The sequence below is a fragment of the Bacteroides sp. genome (genome assembly GCF_019417265.1).
Taxonomy (GTDB): Bacteria; Bacteroidota; Bacteroidia; order Bacteroidales; family Bacteroidaceae; genus Phocaeicola.
This window is the reverse complement of record NZ_DXVR01000091.1, coordinates 1-10,957: the sequence shown is the minus strand read 5'-3', so window position 1 is coordinate 10,957 and position 10,957 is coordinate 1. Positions and strand designations below refer to the sequence as shown.

Here is a 10,957-nt window from a genome sequence, read left to right as displayed (position 1 = left end):
TGGAAGAAGAGGGAAAAGACTATAAAATCAGTATGAAGGGTAATGCTCTTGACTGCAATCCTGATGATAATCTTGTGGTCAAGGCTTATAAACTCCTGAAACAGGATTTCAATCTTCCTCCTGTAGATATTCATCTTTTCAAGCATATACCGAGTGGAGCAGGTCTTGGGGGCGGTTCGTCCGACTGTGCCTTTATGATTAAGATGCTCAATGAGAAATTCTCTTTGGGATTGAGCTTGGAGAAAATGGAAGAATACGCGGCAAAGCTTGGGGCCGACTGTGCTTTCTTTGTGCGCAACGAGCCTGTGTTTGCGACAGGGATAGGTAATATATTTGAACCCGTAAGGCTGTCGTTGGCTGATTATTATATAGTATTGGTCAAGCCGGATATTTTCGTATCTACACGTGACGCTTTCTCGAAAATCAAGCCTCACAGACCGGAACTGTCCCTCAAGAAAATAATCAAGATGCCGGTGGAGAAGTGGAAAGACGCGATGGTAAATGATTTTGAGGACAGCGTCTTTGCCTTGTATCCTGAGATTGCAGCTATCAAGGATAAGATGTACGACCTTGGTGCTGTTTATGCTTCGATGTCCGGATCGGGTTCTTCAGTCTATGGACTGTTCCGTCAGCCTATAGAGAATGTAGACGAGAAGTTTGCAGGATGTTTCTGCCGTCAGAGAGAAATGTTTTAAACAGAAGATACAGGTGATTCATTTTTTCAAACAGAATAATGAGGGAGTTTCTCTGCCGGAGAAATTTACTTTCCCATTCCATTATACACCTCATCCGCTGACACGAATTGCAGCGGATGAGGTTCGGTCTTATTTGTCTGTTCGCACTGACTGGCAGGATGAAATAGGCAAAGGTAAGATGTTTGGTGTTCTGATAGTAAGGACAGAGGATTGCGGTATCGGTTATCTGGCAGCCTTTTCGGGAAACCTTGCAGGCAGTAATATGCATGAATTCTTTGTTCCTCCGGTGTATGACCTTCTTAATCCTGACGGATATTTCCGGAAAGAGGAAGCGGAAATATCAGCCTTGAACAGGCGTATCAGCGAGATATCCAAGAGTGATTCTTATCTTATGGCAAAGAAGAAACTGGACGAAATAAGGCTTCAAGCATCATCTTCTTTGGCATCTGCGAAGGAAGAACTCAAGAGAAGTAAAAAGGAGAGGGATGAAAGACGGTCTGACGGAAATTTTTCACCGGAAGAACTTGATGCTATGATTCGTGAAAGTCAGTTCCAGAAAGCTGAATATAAAAGGATGGAGAACTCGTGGAAGGAGAAACTGAGCGAGGCAGAGCAGATGGTAAAGGGTTTTGATGCAGAGATATTGCAATTGAAACAGGAGAGAAAGACTCGTTCGGCTACATTGCAACTATGGCTTTTCAAGCAATTTGATATGCTGAATGCGAAAGGTGAACACAAAGATTTGTGCGAGATATTCAAAGATACCCCTCAGGGATTGCCGCCGGCAGGAGCAGGGGAGTGTGCTTTGCCTAAACTCCTGCAGTATGCCTATCTGCATGGTTTACAGCCGTTGGCTATGGGAGAATTCTGGTGTGGAATGTCGCCTAAGGATGAGATTCGTCACGACGGCTATTTCTATCCTTCTTGCAAAGGTAAATGCGAACCCATTCTGAAACATATGCTCGTGGGGCTTGATGTGGAGCCAAATCCATTGGCCGAAGACTTGTTTAAGGATGCTCCGCTTAAGATTCTGTATGAGGATGAATGGATAGTGGCAGTAGAGAAGCCGTCCGGAATGCTTTCCGTTCCGGGAAAAAATGATTTGGACTCTGTACAGCAGAGGTTAAGACTGATGTATCCTGATGCTACAGGACCTTTGGTGGTTCATCGTCTGGATATGGCTACATCCGGGATACTTCTTGCTGCCAAAGATAAGGACGTGCATGCCAAGTTGCAATCTCAGTTTGAAACAAGATGCATCCTGAAGGAATATACAGCCATATTGGATGGAGTGCCTCAGAAGGAAGGTGGAATGATTGACTTGCCTATATGTCTGAATCCACTTGACAGACCGCGACAGATGGTTGATTTTGAGAATGGAAAGCCGGCAATAACTGAATATAAGGTGGAATATATAAAGAATGGGCGGGCGAAAGTCGTCTTTAAACCTCATACCGGACGTACCCATCAATTGCGGGTACATTCGGCTCATACGTCGGGGCTGGGCTGCCCTATATCTGGAGATGAACTTTATGGTAATCCTGATTCGGCACCACGCTTGTGTCTTCATGCGTCAAGACTTGTATTCAGACATCCAGTATCGGACAAGGAGGTAGAGATAGTTTCTCCGTGTTCTTTTTAGAAATTTATTAATTGTTTAACGCTGTTCGAACGGTATTTAAATGCTGTTTAAACGTTAGAATGTCGTTCGAACCTTGTTTACTCGCCGTTCATCAGGCGTTTAGTGAACGTTCGCTGAACGGTTGGTGAACGTGGAATGAACTTTAAAATAAAAAATTTGATTATGGAATTCATTGAATTGGTAAAGAAACGTCAGAGTGACAGAAAGTATAAAAACACTCCTATAGACAGAGAAAAGATTATCAAATGTCTTGAAGCTGCAAGATTGGCTCCGTCGGCATGCAACAGTCAGCCATGGAAATTCGTTGTAGTGGACAAGTCTGAACTTCTTTCAGAGATGGCTTCGGCTGCAGCAGGTATGGGAATGAATAAGTTTGCATCGCAGTGCCCGGTGATAGTAGCTGTAGTGTTGGAAAAGATGAACTTTACGGCACGTATAGGCAGCGTGATAAAGGATAAGGAATATTCTCTTCTTGATGTAGGTATAGCTGTGGAACATTTCTGTCTTCAGGCAGCGGAATTTGGGTTGGGTACGTGTATCCTCGGATGGTTCGATGAAAAAAAAGTCAAGAAGTTGCTTGGTATAGGAAGCAAGAGAGTTCCGCTTCTGATTACATTGGGCTATCCTGATGGCGAGACGAGAAACAAAATCAGGAAAGACATTAACACTATGAGCAGCTGGAACAAATATGAATAAGCAGAAGAAGATAGTATTGGCCTTAGTGGCTGTGGCGGTAGTGCTTGTAGCTGTGCTGACAGTGAACAACTACCGTTCGATGGAGAGCGAGGAACAGTCGCTCGATGAAGTGGAGGTGACGGACTCTGCCGAAGTGGAGGAAATAACTTACAAATATGGTATCCCTGTGGATAAATATAATGTGAAGTACGGTATAGTGAAACCTAACCAGAATTTGTCTTTTATATTATCTGATCACGGATTGAGTTCGCAGAATATTCACGACCTTAATGTCAAGACAGAAGGCGTATTCGATGTAAGGAAAATACGTAGCGGTAGAGCGTATGCCATGTTTACTTCTAAGGACAGTCTTGCCACTCCAAAGTTCTTCGTCTATGAGGAAGATCCGAAATCGTATGTGGTTTTCGACCTTAGAGGAGAATACAAGGTTACACGCGGTCAGAATCCTGTGGAGTTGAGAACAAAGGAGGCAAAAGGGAAAATCAATTCTTCATTGTGGGTGGCCATGCAGGACTGTAATACTTCGCCGCAGCTGGCTATAGTTCTTTCGCATATATTCGGTTGGACTATCGACTTCTTCGGACTTCAGAAGGAAGATGAATTCCGTGTGATATACGAACAGGAATATGTCGATGGAAATGCGTTGCAGAACTTTCATGTGCTTGCAGCATCGTTCCGTGCTTCGGACAGTACATATTATGCTATTCCGTTCACTCAGGATGGCGAGGAACTGTATTATAATGAGAAAGGAAACAGTCTTGAGGGTGCTTTTCTGAAGGCTCCGTTGGATTTCTACCGTATTTCGTCACGCTTTACCAACAGCCGTTATCATCCGGTGCTGAAACGTTATCGTGCGCATCATGGTGTGGACTATGCGGCTCCTACCGGAACTCCGGTGTATGCTATTGGTAACGGAAAAGTAATTGCGAAAGGTTATCAGGCAAACGGTGGAGGAAACTATGTGAAAATCAAGCATAACGGTGTATATACCACTACATATATGCACCTGTCACGTTTTGCAAAAGGCTTGAAAGTCGGTTCTACAGTCAAACAGAAAGAAGTGATAGGCTATGTAGGTTCCACCGGGCTTTCTACCGGACCGCATCTTGACTTCCGTGTGTTTGAGAACGGAAAGCCTATAAATCCGCTTACTATCAAGTCGCAGCCTAAGAAACCTGTAAGCCAGCAGAATATGGCTGCTTATACTGTTCTTCGTGATTCGCTTATGAACAGGCTTCAGGGAATGTAAGATATTTTTATCGTGTGGTAAATATAAAAGAGCCATATCAAATCCTCCCATTTATATAGGTTATGATATGGCTCTTGTTATATCTTATAATTAGGATTTTAGAACATATAATCCCAAGCAGGAAGTGCCACAGGTTTCTGTTTTGCAGCCTTCAGAGATTTTTCGTCAAGATATTTCTTGTTTATCACGATACGGAACAAATACTCATCGAACCATTTATCGGTGAAAGTCATGAATCCGTTATGACCTGCAGACGAACCCCAGCTGTTTTCAAACTGCCATTTTAGTGGCTTGTCGTTTTCGTCAGTATCTACAGCTCTCAAAGACATTGCGTGAGCTGAACCGCTCTCTCTCGTAAGGATTCTTGCTTTCTTGTCCATATCGAGTTTTATACCGAAAAGAGATGAATAATCGAACATCTCCGGATGGCAAACTCCGTCGGCTGAGTTATACATAGCCACATCTACCGATGCATACATAGCTTCATTGCCCTTGATTGAAGCAATGGCTGCTTTCTTAATCACATCGTTAGGCAAGTTCAGGTAAACCCAGTTCACACCCTCGTAAGTGTTGCGGTAGTTTGCAATTTCGTAAACCTTGTAGTACTCGCGGGTAGGGTCGTTCATTATCATGATGTATGATTCCGGATTGTAGTTTTCCGGTTTAATCATATTATAGAATTCCTTAGGAGTAGTTTTCAGAGTCTTGATTTCTCCCGAAGCAGTTTCATATCTCCATTCGAACTGGCTTGGAGGATTGCCGAGGCAGAGTAAAAGGATTCTGTAAACATCTTTCAATATAGCTTTCTTGGCTTCTGCTATTTCTTTCTTGCTCTTCTTTCCGTTTACCAAATTACGGAGTTCGTAACCGCCTGTGTGAAGACGTTCGTTGAGCACTGAACGCATCTGTGTAGTGTTGTTAGAGTGTGCGGTTTCCGGCATGACAGTCTGAGGAACTACACCGTATTTTTCAGCGATATTGTAGAATAGGTTCCATACCCCACCGTCGCCTACAGGAGTTCTGAAATAAAACTCTACGTCGCGTTCCAGCATGTCGTGGTCTGCTGTAGCTATGGCATTTTCAAGGAAAAGATTACTCTTTTCGAACATATCCCAGAAATAGTTGTAGTTGTGTGAGAAATCGAATTCCTTGATGTCGAACTGCTTCATAATCGACGGACGGAGCACGTTCATGGAAGTAAACATCCAGCATCTTCCTGACTGCTGCTGGTCTGTGATACCCTTAACGTCCACTTTATATTTGAAATAATGGTCGGTTTCTCCCTGAATCTCTCTGTTAAGAGATAGTTTTTTCAGGTTGGATTCGTTTGTGATTATGTTCTGAAGTGCTTTGGTAGAAGCATCCATCACGAATGATGACTGTATGTCCTTCAGGTCTGATTCAGTGACTTGCTGTGCTCCTGTGCTGATAGCCATTGCCCCGAGTGCTGCTGTGAATAATGTTTTTTTCATGTGTCTATGGTTATTTGTTTTGTATTTCTTTTGCAAAGATGGCATTTTTAGTTGGATGATGCAAATATCCATATCATATTGCCATGCAAAAAAAGAAGCTGCATGGCATCCTTCGCTTGTTTCAGGACTGCCATGCAACTTTGATTTCTTTCTTATTGCTTTTTTATTTGATTTCAAACTCTTCCTTCATATCGATTTCTTCGCCTTTTGCATCATAGAACTTGTATTGAAGCATTGCGAGATTCTGGTTAGGGATGACTTTGATACCAAATCCGTATTTCATCTGCCATTTGCGTTTGATTGAAATCATTCCCTGATTTACATAGGCAGCTACATACGGGTGGATATGCAACGTGAATTTCTTCACTTTCAATTTGTTGACCAGATAGTCCAACTTACTCTCAAGTGAGTCAGTGAAAAGTATCGAAGGTTTGATTTTACCTTTACCGAAACATACCGGACATTCTTCGTCTGTGGTTACATCCATTGCAGGACGAACTCTCTGGCGTGTAATCTGCATAAGGCCGAATTTGCTCAACGGCAGGATGTTATGCTTTGCCCTGTCCTTCTGCATGTTCTGACACATGCGTTCGTATAGTTTCTGACGGTTCTCAGCAAGGTTCATATCAATGAAATCGACAACTATTATACCACCCATATCCCTCAGTCGGAGCTGGCGTGCCAGTTCGTCGGCAGCACCCAAGTTTACGTCGAGGGCATTGGCTTCCTGTCCGTTGGCAGATTTAGAGCGGTTTCCGCTGTTCACATCTACCACATGCAGAGCCTCTGTATGTTCGATAATGAGGTAAGCACCGCTCTTGTATGAAACAGTCTTACCGAATGATGATTTGATTTGCTTTGTGATGGCAAAGTTGTCGAATATGGGAAGCTGACCGGTGTAGTGTTTTACAATGTTCCCGCGTTCGGGAGCTATCAGAGCTACATAGTCCTTTACTTCGTTGTAAACATCTTCATCGTTTACATAAATATTTTCGTATGACGGATTGAACAGGTCGCGCAGCATAGCTACCGTACGGCTTGTTTCCTCATATACCAATGTGGGCAGTTTTGTGGCCGACTGCACCCTTGTTATTGTTTCTTCCCAATGTTTGAGCAATACCTTCAGTTCTGCATCAAGTTCAGCCACTCTCTTTCCTTCGGCTACTGTTCTTACTATGATACCGAAGTTTTTGGGCTTGATGCTCTGAAGCAGTTGCTTCAATCGTGTCCTTTCTTCGCTTGATTTGATTTTCTGCGAAACAGAAACTTTGTCGTTGAACGGTATAAGTACCAAATATCTTCCTGCGAATGAAAGTTCGCATGTCAGGCGCGGGCCTTTGGTAGAGATAGGTTCTTTCACTATCTGAACTATCACTTCCTGTCCTTGCTGCAATACGTTTGATATAGAGCCGTCTTTATCTATATCCGGCAGAGAATTAGCCTTTGATATAGGGTAAAGTTTCTTTCGGTCACTGATAACCTGCTTTAGATACTTCTGATAAGAATGAAACTGTGGTCCCAAATCAAGATAGTGAAGGAATGCGTCTCTCTCGAAGCCCACATCCACGAAGCATGCATTAAGTCCGGGCATAAGTTTCTTTACTTTGCCCACATACATATTCCCAACGGAGAAAGAAAGGTTTCTTTCTTCTTTCTGAAACTCTACAAGGTTTTTGTCCTCCAGCAGAGCTATTGAAATCTCTTTGGGCTGTACGTCAACAACTAATTCGCTTGTCACTTTTTCTTGGTTTAATGGAAATTGTTTAAATTCTTAATTAAGACAAAGAACAAACCCGAAAGACTGTAACAGTGCTTTGCAAGTTTGTTCTTTATTGAAGTCGGGACAGACTAACAATTATTTTTTGCTTTTATGTCTGTTCTTTCTTAGTCTTTTTTTACGCTTGTGTGTAGACATTTTATGTCTTTTTCTTTTCTTTCCGCTTGGCATAGCTTTAAAATTTTTATTGGGTTAATACTAAAATTAATTATTCCTTCACTGAAAGTGTAAAAGTTTTTGCTGGTTTGAATACCGGAATATTGTGTTCCGGGATGATTATTGTAGTGTTCTTTGATATATTACGAGCAGTTTTCTGTGCTCTCTTCTTAACTACGAAACTACCGAAACCTCTCAGGTAGACATTTTCTTCGTTAGACAACGATTCTTTTACTGAACCCATGAACGCTTCCAAAGTAACCAGTACAGTATTTTTGTCAATACCTGTCTTTTTCGCAATTTCGTTTACGATATCTGCTTTAGTCATTTCGCTAATAATAATTTATTGTGTTATACTTTATCTAAATTTTTGGTCTGCAAATATATAGCTTTTCTCGTTCTTTAAGAAATTTATTGGCGACATTTTTACAAAAAAAGTGATAAAACCGGTCATTTCCCGGTCCGTAAGGCCGGGTATGTGGCAATATTGTTGCTGCTAAATAGCATTTTTATATCAAGTGAGGAAATGTCGGAATTATGGTTTGATGCCTATATTCCCCACTAACCGAATGTTTATACATATTTTATATATTATAGGGTATGATATCTTTATTGTAGTCATACTTACGGTGCATAAACAATTAAATGCTGCAAAATGATTGATATTTCATTTTTTTTCTATATTTTTGATGCGAATTAAAAAAACTTTCTAATATGTCTTTGAATAAGGTACAATTAATAGGTAATGTAGGGAAGGACCCTGAGGTGAGATATCTTGACAGTGGAGTGGCTGTAGCTACTTTCCCGTTGGCAACAACTGACCGTGCTTATACGTTGGCAAATGGTACTCAGGTGCCTGAACGTACGGAATGGCACAACATCGTTTTGTGGAGAGGCCTGGCCGAAACAGCTGAAAAGTATGTCCGCAAGGGAGACAAGCTTTATATCGAAGGAAAAATCCGCTCACGTTCTTATGATGACCAGAATGGAGTGAAGAGATATGTGGTTGAAATCTTCGGTGACAACATGGAAATGCTTACACCACGTTCCGCACAGCCGGGAGCTCAGCAGCCTGCAGCTCAATCGCAGCCTGTTGCTTCTCCGGTACAACCTGTTCAGCAAGCTCCTGTGCAAGATGAGGCATCAGACGATTTGCCTTTCTAAATAACTTATGTCTAACTAAAATTAAATTCTTTGGATCCGGATTCGTATTTATGCCGCTTTGCGGATTTATTTAACGGTGTGACCGTTACAGCCCCTGATGCAGGGGCTATTATTGCTCTTATATTAGCAGTATTATTACTTTATGCTTCTGGTTTTGTATCAGCTTCCGAAATAGCATTCTTTTCGCTGACGCCTTCGGACTTGAGTGATATAGACGAGGAGAGGCACAGTGCAGACACGCATATAAAATCATTGTTGGCTAATTCTGAAAGATTGTTGGCGACAATTCTCATTTCAAATAATTTTGTCAATGTGATGATAATTATGCTGTGCAATTACTTTTTTGCATCAGTCATCGATTTCGGAGGCTCAAGACTGCTTGAGTTTCTTGTGATTACGGTAATTCTTACATTTCTGTTACTTCTTTTTGGGGAAATAATGCCGAAGATATATTCATCGCAGAATGCACTCGCTTTCAGCAGAAAGGCAGCACCGGTGTTGAATATATTGAGCCATGTGTTCAAGCCTATTTCGTCGGTGTTGGTGCGTTCCACTGTTTTCATCAATAAGATAGCTTATAAAAAGCCGCAGGGACTGTCCGTAGACGAACTTTCCCAAGCTCTCGAACTGACAGACAAGAATGAGATATCCGAAGAAAGCAATATGCTTGAAGGTATCATACGTTTTGGCGAAGAAACAGCCAAGGAGGTTATGACTTCGCGTCTTGATATGGTGGATCTTGATATAGATTCCACTTTCTCCGAAGTTCTGAAGTGTGTGGTAGAGAACGGATATTCACGCATACCTGTTTATGAGGACAGCAGAGATAATGTGAAAGGGATTTTGTATATAAAGGATCTTCTTCCGTATCTTGACAAGGGTGATGAGTTTGACTGGCGAAAACTTATCCGTCCTGCCTTTTTCGTTCCTGAAACAAAAATGATTGACGACTTGCTGAGGAATTTTCAGACAAACAAGGTTCATATGGCCATAGTGGTCGATGAATTTGGAGGAACATCCGGGCTTGTCACTATGGAGGATATCATAGAAGAGATAGTAGGGGAGATAAACGATGAATATGACGATGAGGAAAGAACCTATATAAAGGTTTCTGACGGAGTTTATGTGTTCGAAGCAAAGACTCTTCTTTCGGATTTCTACAAGATAATGAAAACCAATCCGGAGGAATTTGAAGAAGTATCGGACGATGCTGAAACCTTGGCCGGATTTATTTTGGCTGTGAAAGGTGAGTTCCCGTCGTTGAATGAGGAGATAAAGTTTGGCAGATATACCTTCAAGATTTTGGAGATGGATGCCAGAAGAATTCTCAAGATTAAGGTTATAGTAGGGCCTGAACCTGAGAATGAAGAGGACAACGATTGAGTTTATTGATATTTACGGATATGCCTATATTAAATAAATGGGAATACAACGGAGCTGCCTGCGGGATATGGAAAGTTACGGAAACCGCCGGGGAACTCCGTTCTTTACTTACAGAGAGGTCTGTATCGGATGATTTTTCGGAATATAAGTCTGCATCCCGTCAGCTTGAATATCTGGCTGTAAGGGTACTTCTGCTTGATATGTTGGGCAGAGAATGCCGTATTTCACATTATGATTCGGGAAAGCCGTATTTGCAGGACTATGATACGAAGATTTCTATTTCGCACACCAAAGGGTATGTGGCTGTTATAATTCATCCGTATAAAGAGGTTGGCATTGATATTGAATATCATTCAGACAGGGTTAAGAAGATCGTCTCGCGCTTTATAGGTGTAGAGGAAATGATACTCATAGAAGAAAAACTTCGTTCTGTTAGCAGTGAGGAAGAAAGGGACAGGCTTACGCTTAACATGTATCTGTTGTTTTGGTCGGCCAAGGAAACGATGTTCAAGATGATGGATGCAAGCGAGGTTGATTTTATCAGTCATCTGCATGTGAGTTCGGTTTCATTGTCGGGTACTCCGGTATCATATTCTTCTTTTGATGGGAGTATGTCAGCCTCTGAAAGCAGGACTGCAAAGGCGATGAAAATGGATATGGAGTTCAGAGTTTTGGAAGACTTTGTCTGTACTTACAGTTGCCTGGACTGATGTTGCTTCATTC

At 41.9% G+C, this 10,957-nt stretch carries 10 protein-coding genes; 7 read left to right on the top strand and 3 right to left on the bottom strand.

Translation table 11 applies throughout. The features are described 5' to 3' along the window. The 4 genes from ispE to QZ379_RS10350 all read left to right on the top strand — a co-directional run. A partial coding sequence (gene ispE, locus QZ379_RS10365; protein WP_291564146.1) for a 4-(cytidine 5'-diphospho)-2-C-methyl-D-erythritol kinase occupies window positions 1-695 on the top strand: 695 nt, incomplete at its 5' end. A 13-nt stretch (window positions 696-708) separates the two neighbouring features. After that, the gene (locus tag QZ379_RS10360) at window positions 709-2,337 is read left to right on the top strand and encodes an RluA family pseudouridine synthase (protein WP_291564143.1); all 1,629 of its coding nucleotides are present in this window, start codon (window positions 709-711) and stop codon (window positions 2,335-2,337) included. Between the two features lie 162 nt (window positions 2,338-2,499). Next, on the top strand, window positions 2,500-3,033 hold the full coding sequence (locus QZ379_RS10355) for a nitroreductase family protein (RefSeq protein ID WP_291564141.1): 534 nt from the start codon (window positions 2,500-2,502) through the stop codon (window positions 3,031-3,033). Beyond that, the gene (locus QZ379_RS10350; protein WP_291564138.1) at window positions 3,026-4,282 is read left to right on the top strand and encodes a peptidoglycan DD-metalloendopeptidase family protein; all 1,257 of its coding nucleotides are present in this window, start codon (window positions 3,026-3,028) and stop codon (window positions 4,280-4,282) included. The genes QZ379_RS10355 and QZ379_RS10350 overlap by 8 nt, the downstream gene beginning before the upstream one ends. A gap of 98 nt (window positions 4,283-4,380) precedes the next feature. Here QZ379_RS10350 and QZ379_RS10345 read toward each other — a convergent pair whose 3' ends face one another. From QZ379_RS10345 to QZ379_RS10335, 3 genes are all read right to left on the bottom strand, one after another. Beyond that, window positions 4,381-5,754, bottom strand: coding sequence for an aminopeptidase C (locus QZ379_RS10345; RefSeq protein ID WP_291564135.1), 1,374 nt, complete (start codon window positions 5,752-5,754; stop codon window positions 4,381-4,383). A 163-nt stretch (window positions 5,755-5,917) separates the two neighbouring features. Continuing rightward, the gene (locus QZ379_RS10340; RefSeq protein ID WP_291564132.1) at window positions 5,918-7,492 is read right to left on the bottom strand and encodes an Rne/Rng family ribonuclease; all 1,575 of its coding nucleotides are present in this window, start codon (window positions 7,490-7,492) and stop codon (window positions 5,918-5,920) included. A gap of 247 nt (window positions 7,493-7,739) precedes the next feature. Continuing rightward, window positions 7,740-8,015, bottom strand: coding sequence for an HU family DNA-binding protein (locus tag QZ379_RS10335; protein WP_154042832.1), 276 nt, complete (start codon window positions 8,013-8,015; stop codon window positions 7,740-7,742). Between the two features lie 386 nt (window positions 8,016-8,401). Here QZ379_RS10335 and ssb point away from each other — a divergent pair, with 386 nt between their 5' ends. Genes ssb through QZ379_RS10320 form a run of 3 tightly spaced genes read left to right on the top strand, consistent with a single transcriptional unit; the run spans window position 8,402 to window position 10,944 of the window. Continuing rightward, the gene (gene ssb / locus QZ379_RS10330) at window positions 8,402-8,851 is read left to right on the top strand and encodes a single-stranded DNA-binding protein (protein WP_291564127.1); all 450 of its coding nucleotides are present in this window, start codon (window positions 8,402-8,404) and stop codon (window positions 8,849-8,851) included. A 30-nt stretch (window positions 8,852-8,881) separates the two neighbouring features. Next, window positions 8,882-10,234 carry a gliding motility-associated protein GldE gene (gene gldE / locus QZ379_RS10325; RefSeq protein ID WP_291564124.1) on the top strand — a complete coding sequence of 451 codons (1,353 nt, stop codon included), beginning with the start codon at window positions 8,882-8,884 and terminating at the stop codon, window positions 10,232-10,234. Between the two features lie 20 nt (window positions 10,235-10,254). Beyond that, window positions 10,255-10,944, top strand: a complete 690-nt coding sequence (locus QZ379_RS10320) for a 4'-phosphopantetheinyl transferase superfamily protein (protein WP_291564121.1) — start codon at window positions 10,255-10,257, stop codon at window positions 10,942-10,944. Window positions 10,945-10,957: the final 13 nt, after the last annotated feature.

Coding starts and splice junctions, on each gene's coding strand:
- ssb (WP_291564127.1), top strand. CDS start 8,402: ATGTCTTTGAATAAGGTACAATTAATAGGTAATGTAGGGAAGGACCCT.
- QZ379_RS10320 (WP_291564121.1), top strand. CDS start 10,255: ATGCCTATATTAAATAAATGGGAATACAACGGAGCTGCCTGCGGGATA.
- QZ379_RS10355 (WP_291564141.1), top strand. CDS start 2,500: ATGGAATTCATTGAATTGGTAAAGAAACGTCAGAGTGACAGAAAGTAT.
- QZ379_RS10345 (WP_291564135.1), bottom strand. CDS start 5,754: ATGAAAAAAACATTATTCACAGCAGCACTCGGGGCAATGGCTATCAGC.
- QZ379_RS10335 (WP_154042832.1), bottom strand. CDS start 8,015: ATGACTAAAGCAGATATCGTAAACGAAATTGCGAAAAAGACAGGTATT.
- QZ379_RS10350 (WP_291564138.1), top strand. CDS start 3,026: ATGAATAAGCAGAAGAAGATAGTATTGGCCTTAGTGGCTGTGGCGGTA.